Here is a 15,504-nt window from a genome sequence, read left to right as displayed (position 1 = left end):
GCAAATTTTAATATAAAGGGAGTAGTGCTGCTAAGTTGAAAAGCTTAGCAGCCGCCCCTTTTCTTTTAAGGACTATGAAAAAAGATTTATTTAAAAAAATAGTTTCTTTCTTAGCTGCTCTGTTGATGATATCAGTATTGACCTTTCTCTTGGCCAAGCTATCCTCGGCGGATCAAGCAGAAAATTATTTAAGGGTATCTAAGATTCAAGTGACTCCTCAATCCTTGGAAAAAGCCAGAGACTATCTGGGCCTCAATCAACCTTGGCCCCAGCAGTATCTAGCTTGGCTGACTAAGGCCCTTGGTGGGGATTTTGGGACGTCTTATCTATTAAAGGTTCCTGTCCTGCCCTTGGTGCTGGAGCGTTTCCAGTCGACCCTTTCTCTGGGCTTGACATCCTTTGCTCTTATTTTGCTTACGTCCATTCCTTTGGGGATTTTTAGTGCAGTCTACAAAGGTTCTCTCTTTGATAAGGTCACTCGCTTTCTATCCTTTTCCAGCGTTTCCATGCCCAGCTTTTGGCTAGGCTACATGCTGATTGTGATTTTTGCTGTTCAGCTCAGATGGCTGCCCGTTTCGGGCAAGCAGGACCTTAGCAGCTTGATTCTTCCTAGTCTGACCCTAAGCATGTCATTGATTGGCCAATATACCGCTTTGATCCGTAAGGCTGTGCTGGAGCAGATGAACAGTGTCCATGTCGAAAATGCCCTCCTGCGCGGAGTCAGTAAGTTCTTCCTGGTCAAGAATCATCTCTTGAGAAATTCCCTGCCAGCCATTGCGACAGGTCTGAGCCTGACCTTGGTCTATCTCCTGACAGGCTCCTTGATTGTCGAAGAAGTCTTCTCCTGGAATGGTGTCGGCTCCCTCTTTGTAGATGCGCTCCAGTCTGTGGACCTGCCCATCATCCAGTGCTGTATGCTTTTATTTGGCCTATTATTCTTGGGAAATAATATTCTAACCCAGCAGCTGCCGCTCTGGATAGACCCTAGAGTCAGAAAAAGGAGGAGCAATGTCTAAACGATTTATTTTTTCAAGTGTCATTTTGCTGGCCCTCTTCATCTGCGCTCTCTTTGCTCCCTATCTATCGAGTTTCGACCCCCAGCACGTGGAGATTTCAAATAAACTAATGGCACCTGACGCTGTTCATCTATTGGGAACCGATCAGTTAGGCAGAGACGTTTTGTCTCGTCTGCTGCACGGGGCTCGTTATTCTCTCTTTTTATCCCTGACCATCAGTCTGCTAGAAGTGGTCATCGGTGTCACAGTTGGCTTGCTGATCGGATGGTACCAAGGAAAGGCTGAAGCGACCTTCTTATGGTTTGCAAATGTTATTTCCGCCTTTCCTAGCTTCCTGCTATCGCTAGCTACTGTTGGGATATTGGGACAGGGAATGACCAATATGATTCTAGCCATTGTCATCATAGAGTGGGTCTACTATGCAAGGGTAACAGCCAATCTGGTCAAGAGTGCCAAGGAGGAAGCCTATGTCATTTCTGCCCAGACCATGGGACTCTCCCAGATTCATATCCTCAAAACCCATATCCTGCCCTTTATCTACAAGCCCATTTTGATTATTGTGCTGATGAATATTGGGAATATCATTCTCATGATTTCTGGCTTTTCCTTTCTGGGAATCGGTGTCCAGCCCAACATTACCGAGTGGGGCATGATGCTGCATGATGCTAGAAGCCATTTTCAAACGGCAACTTGGATGATGCTGGCGCCCGGACTGGCTATCTTTCTGACTGTGGTCGCCTTTAATCTATTTGCCGAATGCTTTGAAGAGAAAGGCTGGAAACAGATATGGAAAAAATAGCTGTAAAGAAACTGACAGCCCAGATTGAGGGAAAGACCATACTGCAGGACATCAGCTTTGAAGTGGAGGCGGGGCAGTCTCTGGTCATCATTGGAGAGAGTGGTTCTGGTAAAAGCCTCTTAACCAAGATATTGATTGGCCAGCTGCCTTCATCCTTGAGCATGCAAGGTGAAGTTCACTATGGCTCCATGTCTCTAGAGCGCAATTCTCTCAAGGACTGGCAGCAGCTGCGGGGGAGACGAGTGGCCTATATGTCTCAAAATCCGATGGCTATGTTCAATCCTTTTCAGACCATTCAAAGTCATTTTTGGGAAACCCTGCGCAGCCATAGCAAGATTTCAAAGAGCGCTTGTCTGACTAAGGCAGTAGCTTCTATGAAAGAAGTCAGACTGGGAGAGCCGGAAGAGCTTTTGAAGAAATATCCTTTTGAGCTCAGCGGCGGTATGCTGCAGCGGGTCATGCTGGCTATCTTGCTTTGCCTGGAGCCAGAGACCATCATTTTGGACGAGCCTACTTCGGCGCTGGATATCCATAATCGCGAGCAGATTATTCTCATCTTAAAGGAGCAGTTGGCTAAAGGCAAGACCCTCATCACAGTGACCCATGATTATCATTTGGCGCGGGAGCTGGGAGGCAAGATGCTTGTCATGTATCAGGGGGCTATCATGGAGGAAGGGCCGGTTGCTAAGCTCCTCGAAAGTCCTTCGCAGGCCTATAGCCAAGACCTTATCTTAGGAAATCCATACGAACGGTTGGTGAGACAAGATGCTGGAATGTAGACATGTTTTTAAAAAATTCGAGGACAAAATGGTTGTCAAAGACTGTAACTTCACCGTCCAGAAGGGTGAAATGATCGGTCTGATGGGCGAGAGCGGCAGTGGCAAGAGCACGCTGGCTAAATTGCTGATCGGTCTAGAAAAGCCCAGTCAAGGCCAGGTCTTACTGGATGGCCTGCCCTACTCAGTCAAAAAGTCTGGCGTGAGAATTTTACTGGTCTTTCAAGACTCACTCCATTCGGTCAATCCGCATTTTACAGTCGAGCAGGTCTTGACAGAGGCCCTGCCAAAAGATGTGGCTAGAGAAGAGGTAGAATCCATTCTAGAAGACGTCGGTCTGGATAAAAGCTATCTAAATCAGCCTGCGCGCCAGCTCAGTGGCGGCCAGCTCCAACGGATTTGCATCGCCCGTGGCCTGCTCTTAAAGCCAGATATTCTCATCTTTGATGAGGCTCTGAGCGGTTTGGATCCCATTGTTCAGGGAAGGTTGTTACGCCTCTTATATGATTTGTGGGAGAAATACCAGCTGACCTATCTTTTCATCTCGCATGACTTCAAGCTGAGCTATGCTCTCTGCCATCGGATTTTGGTCATGGCAGACGGGGAAATCGTTGATGAGATAAAGGACTTTGAGCTTCCTATCCAGGCTCATCACCACGTGACAGAGAAGTTGATAGGCGACAAGGGACATTTTAGCTGACACATGCCCCAGCCAGCTAAACTATTTTAAAATTAAAAATAAAGGAACATATATGAAACGTACTTTTGAAACGAGAAAACTTTACTTCGGCTTTCCAGTCTTCTTTTTAGGCTATAAGGACGATGTGCACGGCTATAATATTTCGACTTCAAGCTCGGTTTATTCCTTGGGCAGCATGATGGTTATTGCCATGCGTACCAAGGGAAATGCCATTACAGAGATTACCAAGCACCAGCAATTCACAGTCAATGTCCCAGAGAAGGATCTGACCAAAGAGTCTGAAATTGCTGGCTTCAACAGCCGCAAGGACAAGTTTGCCCTGACTGGTCTTAGCTACACAATCGGCGAGACCGTGGATGCTCCGCTTGTAGACCAATGCCCTGTATCCATTGAGTGTCAAGTGCTGGATATGGTAGAATGCGGTGCCTTGACCAATGTCATCGCCCGTGTCACTCGGCGCGTGGTTGATGAGGATTTGATTGATGAAAATGACGCTTTCCGCAGTGACCGTTTTTCTCCTATCAGCTACATGGGAGACGGTGATGGACGGCTTTACCGCTATTTCAGCGACGAGTCAGTCAAGATGGGCTCTATTATCAAAGAAATCCGCAAACAGGAAGAAAAATAAAGAAACCGCTGGGATATTTAGGTCTCAGCGGTTTAGTTTTCTATCACAATTTTTTCTTCTAGGCCAAATTTCTTTAGGAAACGGCCTTGCTCTTCTTGGATTTGCGGCGTTGGATTTTTGACGTTCATGACCAGTTCTATCATTTCTGGATGGACCTCACGCACCAGCTGACGCAGAGCCCAGATAGCTGTAGTGACATGAATCGGATTTTGCCCCTTGTCGATAATTTCCAGCATTTTGGGAATGGCAGAGCGATCATTGGCATTTGCCAGAGCGATAATGGCATTGCGCTGCAGGATGTTTTTTCCCCGCCAGCTGCCGGCTACATGACCGAATTTCTCCTTAAACTGACCGTTGGAAAGCTCCAAGAAAGGCAGGAGCTCGGGATGAGAAAGGTCGGGATCAATCTCTGTTGCGAGCGGATTATCCAAGCCTTTATTGTAAGGGCAGCAGATTTGGCAGATATCGCAGCCATAGATGACCGTTTTAATCTTCTTGCGAAATTCCAGATCCATGACGCCCTTGTCCTGAGTCTGAAAGGATAGACAGCGCTTGGCATTCATGCTGCCGTCACCAATCAGGCAGGAAGTGGGGCAGGCTGTCACACAGCGGTTGCAGTCTCCGCAGCCGTAGTCGACGGGCTGATCAGGCTCGATGTCCAGATTGGTGATGAGCTCTCCCAAAAACATATAGGAGCCAAATTCCTTGGAGATGACCAAGCCGTTCTTCCCGATAAAGCCGATTCCTGCTCTTTGAGCTACGGCGGTATCAACCAAGGCACCTGTGTCCACCATGCCCTTGTACTCAAAATCAGCGGTCAGTTCCTCAATTCCCTTGGCAAGCCGGTCCAGCTTGTCCTGCAGGACATAGTGGTAGTCCAGCCCCCAGCTATTAGGGGTGAATTTCCCTCGCTTGTAGGCCGTTTTCTGAGGTTGCTGCTTGAGCTTGTGGGGGTAGGCGACTGCGATAGAGATAATGGTCTTGGCCGAGGCTAGACTGAGCTTGGGCTTGATCCGCTCCTCGATGCTTTTATGCTCAAATCCAGAATTTCGTCCTTCTTCTACAGCCAAGCGCAGCGACTTCTCCAGATAGTCAAAATCATCCGCTGTTGTAAAGCCAATCTTAGAAATCCCAATGTCTTTTGCTAAGTTAATAATTTCTTCTTTGATGTTCATCCTTACTATTATAGCGGAAAAATGCCAACTTGGCGAATGATTGAGAAAGGGAATTATCCTATAGAACTATACCTATAGTTTTATAAGACTTCCTTAGCCTATATACTGTATGATATAATGAAATGTGGAATTTTTTTATAGAAAATTTCGCAAAGTTTAGGGGAAATTTTATAAAGTTAAACAATGGGAGTTTACAAAATGAAAAAGAGATATTATGAATTTTTGAATGTTCTTGTTACGGATTGTAATCCAATCAAAAACTTAGATTTTTATAAGGCTGGTTTAGTTGAGTTATTTTTCATCTCACTGGTATTTATCGTTGCTATTTTCTTACGTGGTGAGATGCATCATCTGAGCATGATAGTCATGAATTTTACTATCGTTCACACGCTTATTTTGTTCCTGGCCTTTTTACTCTTCCAAAAGTTTTTTGATATTAAAGCCTTGCAGCTCATTCCGACCAGCTCTTACCTATTTCTGCATTTTGAATTGCTTTTTTGGGGCTCCATCTTTTTTGGTGAGAACCACTTAGCATTTTTTATGATTTTTATCATACTCAGCTTGTCTTATCAGTTGATTAATTTGCTCTATCAGATGGTGATCGTTTCAAAATTGAGATATTTTGAACAGAAACAAAAGATCAACATTTTGCAGATTCACGCCATCGTCCTGTGCTGCTTGTCAGCTGCAGTAGCAGTCATCACTCGCTTGTTTATGCTGTCAGGACTTTATATGATTATTGCCTTGGTAGGCTTGAGCATCGCATTGACGCCCTTGTATCTATTGGGCTATGCACAAGTTTTCACAGGCTGGAGAAATCAAGTGCCTGAAAAATGGTAGAATTAAAGGGGATTGTCGAAGAAACGATTTCCCTTTTTTTATTAAGAGGGAAGCTGGAAATATGAACGTATCCTCTAGAACTAGATTGTTTATCAAGAATGATTTAAAATGGATAAGAGTAATTAATGCTGAGAAGTTTAGAAGAAACAAAAATATCAATACAGGAGTTGCGAAATGAATAAAAGATAATACGACTTTTTAAATATGATTATTATAGACTATTCAAGTTGCCAACAGCTTATGCTATAATTTCTTTATTGGGTATCAATATTGTATTTTTTCAGCCGCTTTTGTTAAACTATACTAGAGTTTTCACAGGCTGGAGAAAACAAGAAGTAGATATAAAGAAGAGTGGAGTAGAATAAATGAAGACCAATATCATGCTTTTTCACGAAAATGGTAAAGTCTATTATTATGATATGGAAACCAATAAAATTGCTATAAGAAATATAGAGAATATGCCAAGTGAAGGGGCAGAAAAGACTAATAAGATAGCTGCAAAGATCTCGAAATATACAGTTGCGATTTCTTTAGTAGGTATCTCAATTGATAGATTGTATAGAAGCCATACGACACAAGGGATAAATATGATTGCAGTTATTTCCTTGCTCTCCTTATCAATTTATATTATCTTTTTAGTGAGTCGTTTTTTTGGAAAAAAGCAAAAGTACATTGATAGTCTTGAAGCTCAGACAATCGAACTCAACCAGAAAGAGTTGGAAGAAATGTGTCAGAAAGTTCAAAAAGCAATTAAAATGGCTATCATTTTCTTACTGCTTATAATTGCGGCAACTGTGTTTTCTTTCTTCTGGTTTGTCAAATTTTCTTCCATAGGACTTTTAATCGCTGGCTGTTTGTTCTTGATATTTGGTTCAATAATGATTCCTAATTTGAAAATCTTTGAAAAAAGAAAGGCTTTGAAAGAAATGAGAAGAAAATTAAGGGAGTCGGCTGATGAATAATTTTAAAAAATACAATTAGTAAAATACGGGAAAATCACTCTTATATTTCAATTTCTGACTTACTGACAATGGCTTTAATATGAGTTGATAATCTCATTAAGAGTATTGCAGACGTTGGAAAAGCTTTTAATTCAGGTATCAAATCAGTTCAAAAAGTGTTTGGGTGGTAATTTGGAATTAAAATTTAAATATTCGAATATAGCGGTGTTCCGTATTGTTAACTTTGAAAATAAACAATATATCTTAGATCCTACTTCTATAAGAGGCAAGTCATATTTTTTTGGATTGCTTCCTAAAGAAGTTACAGTGGATATGATTGAGTTATCTTCATCTAATGAGAGTTTTGAAATAAAATCTAAGACACCATTAGGAATTTCTACTGTAGCCATCTTAGTTCAGCCACTTGTGGGTATCTCTTATAGACTCATGAAAGAGGCATTTATTGGTTTGGGTATAATTCAACAACTTTCTTTGAAATTAGGTGTATTTGCTTTCTCTATGATTTTGTCATATCTTATGGCTATCTGTTATGAAAAAGTTGCAATACGAAAGTATAAATCAAGAATCCCTAAAAATAGCAGACGTTATAGGTTCGTTTTTGAACCAAAAGGCAAACGAATGATTGTTTGGTATTTCATATTTGTAATTAATATTATTTGTTTAGCTTTTTTTATGGGAACTGATAATGGCTCAGAAGGAGCTTTGTTGGTTATTAATGGAATAATATCTTGGTTCTATTTTGTAATGATGAGAATGCCACAAGTTCCCTCGTATTATAAGACACTATCATTAAATAAAATTGAAGAGTTGTAATAGAAGTGTAGAGTAGGGAGAAGAATATATAAAGACGTAGGGAAAGATTTTGATTCAGTAATTGAGTTAATCCAGAAAGTGTTTGGATGGTGAGCATGGAACTAAAATTTAAAGAAACAAATAAAACTTTTCATAAAATTGTGGAAGTAGAGGGCGAAAAATATCTTTTGGATATGACGACCGTTAGTCCTAAAACTTATTTCTGGGGCTCTCTTCCTAATGAAATCACTGCGAAAATGTTAAAGTTAGATAAAAGAGATACGAGTTTTGAGGGTTTGTCTCCAACTATGAGTAAAACGCTTGGTATAGCAATAGGTGGAGCTGGTTATAGGCTCGTGACTAATTCTTTTATAAGTTATGACATTAGTCATAATTTTCCCTTTAAATTAGGATTATTTGTCCTATTTATCGTTTTAGCTTATGTTATTTTTTGGTTCATTGTTTTAGGGGGTCGTTATAGGGTTTATCAAAAGCTTTCAAATAAAGAATCAAAGTATCAAATAACATTCAAACGCTCAAGGTCACGGCGTCAGTTAAAACTGTACAGACTTCTCCCTTTTGTTTTCGCTGTGTTTTTAGGATGTTTTGGATTTTATACATTCATTGATAATGGAACAGAGGGTTCCATTCTAATCATTAGCTGTCTCTTGTTATTGGGCTTCTTTTCGTTGATTTTAGGTATGTTGCCGCTCAGAGAAAGTTACGAAAAGCAAGATATTATTTTTGAAAAAATAGAAAAATTATAAACTGGAAGGTGATAAGATAAATGTCTATGTCTTTGAAAGAATTTAGGAAATTAAATGAATTCCTTGATTCATACATTAAATTACGTCAGAAAGTGTTTAGTTGGTTTCTTTAATGGTAAAGATAAATAGAAAAGATAAAGTAAATATCACTAATATAGAAAGAGAAAGATACCATGGTCCTTTGATTACAGATGGTGTCAGTTTAGGATACATTAAGATTTATCCATGGATAAATTTACCATTTTGCTCATTCTTCTTTTACTGGGCCCTTATAGGTGAAACAGGAAGTCGTCAGGGATGGATTAAAATTCTATTTTTGACTTGCATCATTCTTAATGTGGTAAGTATTTTATTTGCTTTTTCTAAGTTTCTAATCAATCGATTTAAATTTTTAACCTATATTCTGATTGCTTTGCTTACTTGGAGCGCATTAGTTTGGATCAATTTTATCGGAATGTTGATGTTTGCAATAGTAGGAGATTCAAAAAGTATAGAGGGAATATATCAATCCCCTCTCACTCCATTTTATGTAATATTGATGATGTTCCTTTTTATCTTTGCTTGTGGCCTCTATGCTTGGTATTATCTCCCAAAAAATCAGGGGAAAGTCTGGGCTTTTAATCAAGTAAAAGAGGGAGATAGAAAGAAAACATGGTGGAATAATTTTGCTATAGCTTTTGCTGGGGCAACAATCATTCCCTCCCTCCTAACGGGTTATATTCAGATTGCTTTTGGTGTTTTATTGGGAATTTTGTTGACCTTGACTTTGCCAGCTGTCATGGTAGATGCGGTTTATGCAGCTATTTATATAAGGAAGCATCCGAAAAGTGATGAACTGATTTGAGGTGTTTTTAGTAACTGACAAAAAGTTGAGTGGTGTTCCGAATATCTCCTATGTAGTTAAACAGTTATAGCGTTTATATTCTAGAAGTTTGCTAAGGTAGAGAAATAATTTTTCTCTGCCTTTATTTTTTTATAAATCTGAAAGCGCTTCATTGACAAAGTCTGCCAGATAGTTTATAATATAATAACAGTATAGAAAATGGCAAGGAAGCCTGATTTGATCGCAATGAAGCGAGTGTTTCAGAATCAAAGGGGTTTTCTATGCCATTTTTTTGCGCACTATTATTTTTTATGGAGGATTGTTTCTATGCGGACAAAAGGAATTGTGCTGCTTTGTAGTTTGGCTTTGCTTCTGGGAGCTTGTCAAGCGGGGAAGAATAAGACGACAACGGAGTCATCCTCGGCTAAGACAGAGACAACGGATAAGGACAAGGCTAAGACTTTGGATAAGGGCGTCTGGGAAGACAAGCTTTATGCCCGCCTGACTAAGCTCATCAAGGAGAATGGGAACACCAGCTCTAGCTATGATAAAAATAAAAAACCTTATGCCGTCTTTGACTGGGACAATACGACAGTCATCAACGACATTGGCGAAGCAACCTTTACCTATCAAATTGAAAATCTGGCCTTTAAGATGACGCCGGAAGAATTTGACCAAGCAGTGCGGACCAATATACCGAGCGACGATTTTGTTGAAGATTTCCATAACAAAGATGGTGAACCAGTGAACATTGACAAGATTGCGGCTGACCTGCTTTCTGACTACACGGTTATTTACAATAGCTATAAGGGAATGCAAGGAGACAAGTCTCTGGAAGAAGTCAAAAAGACCGATGAATACCAAGACTTTGCTGCTAAACTCCGCTATCTTTACGAAGCGATTGGTGACACCTTCAGCTCTGACATCAGCTATCCATGGGTGACCTACCTCTATGCAGGTATGACTTCTGAAGAAGTTCAAGCTCTATCTGAAAAGTCTATTGACCAAGCTCTCCAAGACAAGCTGACTTCTGAAACTTGGGAAAGTCCAGAAGGCTTGAAAGGTGAGTCAGGCCAAATCACTGTGACCTTCAAGCGCGGTGTTCGCTCGGTCAAGGAAATGCAAAATCTCTACAAGACTCTGATGGCTAACGGCATTGATGTCTATATCTGCTCAGCGTCTTATATCGATGTGATTATCCCTTATGCTAGCAATTCTAAGTATGGCTACAATATTCCTAAAGAAAATGTTACTGGTATGCGCCTGAAAAAGGATGATAAGGGTGTGATTCGGCCGGAATACGATACCAACTATGCTCAGACTCAGGGTGAGGGCAAGACAGAGACTATTAAGAAACTGATTGCTGTCAATCATGACAATCAAGAACCAATCCTGATTGCCGGTGACAGTAATGGCGACTATGCTATGCTCAAGGACTTCCCTAAACTGCAAATGGGGATCATCTTTAATCTCTTGAGAGATCCTAGCAAGGGAATCGGTCTTTTGCAAACTAAGGCAATTGAAACTTATGGCCAGGAAGATGCACTTTACTACCTGCAAGGCCGCGATGAAAATAAAGGTGTACTGCTCAACGGCAGGGAAACTATCAAACTAGATAGTAAGGAAGCCCAGCTAAGCAGATAGCAGGCAGTTCCCTGTCATAGAGAGGAATGGATGCAAAATATGAAAAAAATCATGTTTGTCGGTCCAGTCGGAGTGGGTAAGACTACTCTGACCCAGCGACTGAAAGGCTTGGAGCTAAGCTACTTTAAGACTCAGGCTATTGAGTTCTATGATGCCATCATTGACACGCCTGGAGAATTTCTCCAGCATCGTAAGTATTATAATGCTCTGAACGTGACAGCAACAGAAGCTGATGTGATTGGTCTCTTGGTGGCGGCTTCCAATCAGATGCAGACCTTTCCTCAAGGCTTTTCTTCCCTCTTCAATAAAGAAGTGATTGGCATTGTCACCAAGATTGATATGGCTAAACAGCCAGAGCAAATCGAAAAAGCACGGCGGCAGCTGAAAGCGGCTGGAGCCAAGGAAATTTTTGAAATATCAGCGACGGAAAACGAAGGAATTGACCGTCTCCAGGCTTATCTGGAGGCAGACTAGGGACGAAAAGCCGAATATGGTATACTAGATTCTAACAAGGAAACGAGGAAGGAATGTCTATTTATGAAAGTAGAGCACGGTGGAAATGCGGCAGCTTTGGCTGAGGAATTTGGTTTTTCTCTAGAAGACTGTCTGGATTTCAGTGCCAATATCAACCCTTTGGGGATTTCTCCGCGGCTGAAGGCTTGTTTGACCGAGTCCATTGATTGGCTGGTTCATTATCCAGACATCAGCTACAGTCGCTCCAGAGAGCTTTTGGCACATCATCATGGCCTAGAAAAGGACAATGTCCTGCTGGCAAATGGTGCGGTAGAAGTCTTTTATGAGCTGGCCCGCTTCTTGCGCCCAAAGACTGTCCTGACTCTGAGCCCTACTTTCATGGAATATGAAAAAGCCTTTTGGCAAGTACAGGCCAAGGTGGAGCGCTTTAGCCTCCCTTTCCCATCCTATGAATGGAATCTAGCTGATATGATGCCAGCCTTGGATTCACTGACTGCAGGAGACGCTGTACTCATCTGCAATCCTAATAATCCAACGGGTACCTTGATTCGGCGCACTGATCTAGAAAAGCTAGCTGAGAAGCTGCAGGAGCGGCAAATCTTTTTGATACTGGATGAGGCTTTTATGGACTTTCTGGACGATGAGGAGGACTATAGCTTTGTCTCCTGTCTAGCTACCTATCCAAATGCAGTAGTGGTGCGGTCTCTGACTAAGTTTTATGCTATTCCTGGTCTGAGATTGGGCTATGCTCTCAGCTGTCATCCAACTTGCTTTGATGAGATAGAGGGGAGCCGCGCTCCTTGGTCGGTCAATGCTATGGCGGATCACGCCCTGCCTGTCCTTTTGGAGGATCAGGCCTATCAGCAAGCTACCAAGCAGTGGCTTCGAGTAGAAAGAGATTTCCTTTTTCAAGGACTGACTGCATTTTCACAGATTCGGCTGGTCAAGCCTAGTGTCAATTATATCTTCTTTGAGTATCTAGGTCGGCTGGACCTGCGTCAGGAGCTTCGGCAGAGAAAGATTTTTATCCGTTCCTGTCAAAATTATCATGATCTGACAGACCGACATTACCGCATAGCTATCCGCAGCCATCAGGAAAATGAACAGCTTCTGGCTTGCCTGACAGAGGTCTTGGCGAAAGAGGCTCCTTATGACTAAGGCAATCGTGTCTTGTCCAGGTTCCTGTGGTGAGTTATTTCAAGGTTTAGTAGGAGAGCAGGAGGTTCTGCTCTCCTATGGGATTGAGAAGCGCAGTCGAGTGAGATTGGACGGAACTTCTTCTCTCGCAAGGCAAGCCCAAGGTGAAAAGGTACAGCGAGCTTTGGAGCTCCTGCCTGCGGCCAATGTTTTCTCTTTTGTTCAGGAGTCAGACCTGCCTATCAGCAAGGGCTATTCCAGCAGCACGGCTGATATGATTAGCTGCCTGCAGGCGGCCTCTCTGGGGCAGAAGCAGCTTCTAAAAGCAGCGGATTTGACGCGTCTCTGTGCCAAGATTGAGCCTACTGACTCGGTGGCTTTTGCGGACTGGACGGTCATTAATCCCCTGACTGGTCAAGTGGTCTGGCAGACAGACTGGCGACCGGAGCTCTATGTTTATATCTTGGAGCCTGTGGAGATGGTGACAACTCTTGACTTGGTTCGGATGAAGGACAGTCCTAGCTATCCGGCTGAGGAGTCTAAGCACTTGCTTCCTCTCTTTCAGGCGGCTTGTAAGGAGAAAAGCATAGAAAAGATTGGCCATTTGGCTAGCTACAGTGCTTTGTTGAACAACCAACGGCTGCCCAAGCCCTATCTGAAAGAATTACTGGCTTTGGTAAAAAAATACCAATGCTTAGGGCTCAATGTTGCCCATAGTGGCACATTAGTTGGTCTGCTGCTGAGCAGGGAACAGCTAGAAGTCTTGCCCAAGCTAGAGGCTGAACTAGCTCGCTCAGCTAGTGGGGCTTATTATCAGACTCGGACCTTGAGCAGGATTATTTTTGAAGGGGTGCAGCCGGTCAGGGAGGAGACAGACTAGTTTGAAAGACTTAGAAAAAATTATTGAGCAGATTCTTCCGATAGATAAAGACAAGCTTCAAGAAGGCCAGCGCTACTGTGATCAGCTAGGAAAGCCGCCAGGCTCCTTAGGGAAGCTCGAGACCATCTATGCTCGCTTGCATGCCATGTTTTCTGGTCCCATTGATTTGGAGAAGAAGATTGTCCTTGTCTACGTAGCGGATAATGGCATCGTGGCTGAAGGCGTTTCTGCCAATCCTCAGGAAACGACCTATACTGTTGCTCGCAATATTCTAGCAGGGAAATCAGGCTTGTGTGCTATTTCCAAACATGCTGGTTCAGACATCTGCCTGGTAGACATTGGCTGCAAGAAGGATATCTTTGAGGAAAATAAGGACAAGGTCTGTCATGGGACGCGCAATATGCTTGAGGAGCAGGCCATGACTCGCGAGCAGGCCATAACGGCAATTCTAGTCGGCTACAAGAAGACAGAGGCCTTGATCAAAGACGGCTACCGTCTCTTTGGAACTGGAGAAATGGGGATTGGCAACACCACCACCTCAGCTGCTGTTATTGCTGCAGTTCTCGGTCTTAAAGCAGAAGACGTCACAGGCTATGGAGCTGGTCTGACTCAGGATATGAAGGCTCATAAAACTGCCGTTATCCAGCAGTGTCTGGATTGTCACGCTCCTTATGGAGATATTCTGGATCTGACCGCTAAGCTTGGTGGGCTAGATATGCTGGCTATGGCAGGCACTCATCTCGCCTGTGCCAGCTATCAGCTGCCATGTGTAGTGGACGGTCTTATTTCTCTGACGGGGCTGCTGATTGCCCATCAGCTGACTCCTCATGTCTTGGACTATACCTTTGCTTCCCATGCTTCGACGGAGCCTGCTTACAAACTGGTTAGTGACTTTCTAGGACTGGAGCCTATGCTTTTGCTGGATATGCGGCTAGGTGAAGGCTCGGGCTGTCCTTTGGCTTTCTTTCTGCTGGAAAATGCTGTCTATACCATGGAGCACATGCCAACCTTTGCTGAAGGCAGCTTGAAAGAAGAAGATTATGTTGATATTCGCAAAAATGTGACTTAAAGGAGGAAAAATATGCAACTCTATACAAAAACAGGTGACAAGGGCTTGACCAAGCTAGTTGGCGGTCAAAGTGTCGCCAAGGATGCAGAACGGGTTAATGCTTACGGAACCATTGATGAGCTTAACTCTTGGATTGGTTATACTATTACCAAGCTGGACAAGGATGATAAGCTGAGAGATGAGTTGCTCCAGCTGCAGCATTATCTCTTTGACTGTGGTTCAGACCTCTCTACACCAAAGGGAGTTTACCCTTATAAGGTCGATCAGCAGCTGATTGACTGGATTGAGGAGAGGATTGATACCTACGCAGAAATTCCACCAGCTCTGGAAAGATTTATCCTGCCAGGCGGTGACGAGATTGCTTCCATGATTCATGTGGCTCGGACCATTGCAAGACGGGCAGAGCGTCATATCGTAGGAGCCATGTGGACTACAGAAATTAACAATAATGTCCTGATTTTTGTCAACCGTTTATCAGATTACTTCTTTGCCTTGGCTCGAGTAATCAACTTTACTAAAAACCAAGAAGACATCGCCTATGAAAGAGGTGCCAAGGTCTTCCACAATATCACCAAGGCGGATGTTGAGCGTTGGGCAAGCAAACGCCAGTGACAAAAAGAAACAGAAAAAGTTCTGTCTTTCCAAATAGACTCCTACTGAGTCTTGGAAGGACAGAACTTATTTTAATCTTCTAAAAAAGAAAGCCGCCTATACATCATTGTATCTTTATGCTAAGCTTCGTTGATTAGCACTAGCTTTCCAATTATTGACTCTGCTCCTTTGCAGAAAGACAAGTGAAATCTCATCTTTAGAAAATTAACGTACTTAAACGTAGAGTCAATAATGGAAACTAAGCTAAAGTGTTTGTTCCAAACTGACATCACTACCTTACATCGAGGCATGAAATCTACTAAAATTTAAGAATAAAGACCTGACTTAAAGCTGAAAAGCTTATCACAGTGGCGGGACCGCGCTGGATTTGCACCAGACTTCCATATCCTTAAAAGTACTAAAATCAATTT

At 42.6% G+C, this 15,504-nt stretch carries 17 protein-coding genes and 1 riboswitch; of the genes, 16 read left to right on the top strand and 1 reads right to left on the bottom strand.

What is annotated here, in order from left to right; translation table 11 throughout:
• Positions 1-74: 74 nt before the first annotated feature.
• The 5 genes from DQM55_RS09185 to DQM55_RS09165 are packed head-to-tail and all read left to right on the top strand — an operon-like array spanning position 75 to position 3,919.
• On the top strand, positions 75-1,016 hold the full coding sequence (locus DQM55_RS09185; protein ID WP_111676350.1) for an ABC transporter permease: 942 nt from the start codon (positions 75-77) through the stop codon (positions 1,014-1,016).
• Positions 1,009-1,815: an ABC transporter permease gene (locus DQM55_RS09180; protein WP_111676348.1), complete on the top strand. Its 807-nt coding sequence runs from the start codon at positions 1,009-1,011 to the stop codon at positions 1,813-1,815. Before DQM55_RS09185 ends, DQM55_RS09180 begins: the two co-directional genes overlap by 8 nt.
• Positions 1,803-2,594 (top strand): ATP-binding cassette domain-containing protein, encoded by a 792-nt coding sequence (locus tag DQM55_RS09175; protein WP_111676346.1) that lies wholly within the window; start codon positions 1,803-1,805, stop codon positions 2,592-2,594. The genes DQM55_RS09180 and DQM55_RS09175 overlap by 13 nt, the downstream gene beginning before the upstream one ends.
• The gene (locus tag DQM55_RS09170) at positions 2,581-3,291 is read left to right on the top strand and encodes an ABC transporter ATP-binding protein (protein ID WP_111676344.1); all 711 of its coding nucleotides are present in this window, start codon (positions 2,581-2,583) and stop codon (positions 3,289-3,291) included. Before DQM55_RS09175 ends, DQM55_RS09170 begins: the two co-directional genes overlap by 14 nt.
• A 52-nt stretch (positions 3,292-3,343) precedes the next feature.
• Positions 3,344-3,919: a flavin reductase family protein gene (locus tag DQM55_RS09165; protein WP_002901082.1), complete on the top strand. Its 576-nt coding sequence runs from the start codon at positions 3,344-3,346 to the stop codon at positions 3,917-3,919.
• 32 nt (positions 3,920-3,951) lie between these two features.
• On the opposite strand, the gene queG is transcribed toward DQM55_RS09165, so the two are convergent.
• A complete protein-coding gene (gene queG, locus DQM55_RS09160) occupies positions 3,952-5,094 on the bottom strand; it encodes a tRNA epoxyqueuosine(34) reductase QueG (RefSeq protein WP_172454759.1) in 1,143 nt (380 codons plus the stop codon).
• 183 nt (positions 5,095-5,277) lie between these two features.
• On the opposite strand from queG, the gene DQM55_RS09155 reads away from it, so the two are divergent.
• The 11 genes from DQM55_RS09155 to DQM55_RS09095 all read left to right on the top strand — a co-directional run bounded on the left by DQM55_RS09155 (position 5,278) and on the right by DQM55_RS09095 (position 15,094).
• The gene (locus DQM55_RS09155; RefSeq protein WP_172454758.1) at positions 5,278-5,934 is read left to right on the top strand and encodes a lantibiotic ABC transporter permease; all 657 of its coding nucleotides are present in this window, start codon (positions 5,278-5,280) and stop codon (positions 5,932-5,934) included.
• A 365-nt stretch (positions 5,935-6,299) separates the two neighbouring features.
• On the top strand, positions 6,300-6,896 hold the full coding sequence (locus DQM55_RS09140) for a hypothetical protein (protein WP_111676338.1): 597 nt from the start codon (positions 6,300-6,302) through the stop codon (positions 6,894-6,896).
• 114 nt (positions 6,897-7,010) lie between these two features.
• The gene (locus tag DQM55_RS09135) at positions 7,011-7,709 is read left to right on the top strand and encodes a DUF443 domain-containing protein (RefSeq protein ID WP_231909439.1); all 699 of its coding nucleotides are present in this window, start codon (positions 7,011-7,013) and stop codon (positions 7,707-7,709) included.
• Between the two features lie 95 nt (positions 7,710-7,804).
• Positions 7,805-8,455: a DUF443 domain-containing protein gene (locus tag DQM55_RS09130; RefSeq protein WP_172454757.1), complete on the top strand. Its 651-nt coding sequence runs from the start codon at positions 7,805-7,807 to the stop codon at positions 8,453-8,455.
• A gap of 112 nt (positions 8,456-8,567) precedes the next feature.
• Positions 8,568-9,299, top strand: coding sequence for a hypothetical protein (locus tag DQM55_RS09125; RefSeq protein WP_111676334.1), 732 nt, complete (start codon positions 8,568-8,570; stop codon positions 9,297-9,299).
• 306 nt (positions 9,300-9,605) lie between these two features.
• Complete coding sequence (locus DQM55_RS09120) at positions 9,606-10,922, top strand: HAD family hydrolase (RefSeq protein WP_111676332.1); 1,317 nt, start codon at positions 9,606-9,608, stop codon at positions 10,920-10,922.
• Positions 10,923-10,961: 39 nt separating this feature from the next.
• Positions 10,962-11,396, top strand: coding sequence for a EutP/PduV family microcompartment system protein (locus DQM55_RS09115; protein WP_111676956.1), 435 nt, complete (start codon positions 10,962-10,964; stop codon positions 11,394-11,396).
• A gap of 63 nt (positions 11,397-11,459) precedes the next feature.
• Positions 11,460-12,554, top strand: a complete 1,095-nt coding sequence (gene cobD / locus DQM55_RS09110) for a threonine-phosphate decarboxylase CobD (protein WP_111676330.1) — start codon at positions 11,460-11,462, stop codon at positions 12,552-12,554.
• Positions 12,547-13,413: a GHMP family kinase ATP-binding protein gene (locus DQM55_RS09105; RefSeq protein WP_111676328.1), complete on the top strand. Its 867-nt coding sequence runs from the start codon at positions 12,547-12,549 to the stop codon at positions 13,411-13,413. Before cobD ends, DQM55_RS09105 begins: the two co-directional genes overlap by 8 nt.
• Position 13,414: 1 nt before the next feature.
• Positions 13,415-14,482 carry a nicotinate-nucleotide--dimethylbenzimidazole phosphoribosyltransferase gene (gene cobT, locus DQM55_RS09100; RefSeq protein ID WP_172454756.1) on the top strand — a complete coding sequence of 356 codons (1,068 nt, stop codon included), beginning with the start codon at positions 13,415-13,417 and terminating at the stop codon, positions 14,480-14,482.
• 12 nt (positions 14,483-14,494) lie between these two features.
• Entirely contained in the window at positions 14,495-15,094 is a 600-nt protein-coding gene (locus DQM55_RS09095; protein ID WP_002896396.1) for a cob(I)yrinic acid a,c-diamide adenosyltransferase, read from the top strand.
• A 260-nt stretch (positions 15,095-15,354) separates the two neighbouring features.
• A riboswitch (adenosylcobalamin (AdoCbl) riboswitch) is annotated at positions 15,355-15,503 on the bottom strand.
• Position 15,504: the final 1 nt, after the last annotated feature.

The organism is Streptococcus sanguinis, assembly GCF_900475275.1.
GTDB lineage: Bacteria > Bacillota > Bacilli > Lactobacillales > Streptococcaceae > Streptococcus > Streptococcus sanguinis_N.
The sequence above is the reverse complement of the archived record's forward strand: the minus strand, read 5'-3'. Positions and strand labels throughout refer to the sequence as shown.

Excerpts from the sequence above, each read along its gene's own strand:
- DQM55_RS09185 (WP_111676350.1), top strand. The coding sequence starts at position 75 with ATGAAAAAAGATTTATTTAAAAAAATAGTTTCTTTCTTAGCTGCTCTG.
- DQM55_RS09180 (WP_111676348.1), top strand. The coding sequence starts at position 1,009 with ATGTCTAAACGATTTATTTTTTCAAGTGTCATTTTGCTGGCCCTCTTC.
- DQM55_RS09175 (WP_111676346.1), top strand. The coding sequence starts at position 1,803 with ATGGAAAAAATAGCTGTAAAGAAACTGACAGCCCAGATTGAGGGAAAG.
- DQM55_RS09170 (WP_111676344.1), top strand. The coding sequence starts at position 2,581 with ATGCTGGAATGTAGACATGTTTTTAAAAAATTCGAGGACAAAATGGTT.
- DQM55_RS09165 (WP_002901082.1), top strand. The coding sequence starts at position 3,344 with ATGAAACGTACTTTTGAAACGAGAAAACTTTACTTCGGCTTTCCAGTC.
- queG (WP_172454759.1), bottom strand. The coding sequence starts at position 5,094 with ATGAACATCAAAGAAGAAATTATTAACTTAGCAAAAGACATTGGGATT.
- DQM55_RS09155 (WP_172454758.1), top strand. The coding sequence starts at position 5,278 with ATGGGAGTTTACAAAATGAAAAAGAGATATTATGAATTTTTGAATGTT.
- DQM55_RS09140 (WP_111676338.1), top strand. The coding sequence starts at position 6,300 with ATGAAGACCAATATCATGCTTTTTCACGAAAATGGTAAAGTCTATTAT.
- DQM55_RS09130 (WP_172454757.1), top strand. The coding sequence starts at position 7,805 with ATGGAACTAAAATTTAAAGAAACAAATAAAACTTTTCATAAAATTGTG.
- DQM55_RS09125 (WP_111676334.1), top strand. The coding sequence starts at position 8,568 with ATGGTAAAGATAAATAGAAAAGATAAAGTAAATATCACTAATATAGAA.
- DQM55_RS09120 (WP_111676332.1), top strand. The coding sequence starts at position 9,606 with ATGCGGACAAAAGGAATTGTGCTGCTTTGTAGTTTGGCTTTGCTTCTG.
- DQM55_RS09115 (WP_111676956.1), top strand. The coding sequence starts at position 10,962 with ATGAAAAAAATCATGTTTGTCGGTCCAGTCGGAGTGGGTAAGACTACT.
- cobD (WP_111676330.1), top strand. The coding sequence starts at position 11,460 with ATGAAAGTAGAGCACGGTGGAAATGCGGCAGCTTTGGCTGAGGAATTT.
- DQM55_RS09105 (WP_111676328.1), top strand. The coding sequence starts at position 12,547 with ATGACTAAGGCAATCGTGTCTTGTCCAGGTTCCTGTGGTGAGTTATTT.
- DQM55_RS09095 (WP_002896396.1), top strand. The coding sequence starts at position 14,495 with ATGCAACTCTATACAAAAACAGGTGACAAGGGCTTGACCAAGCTAGTT.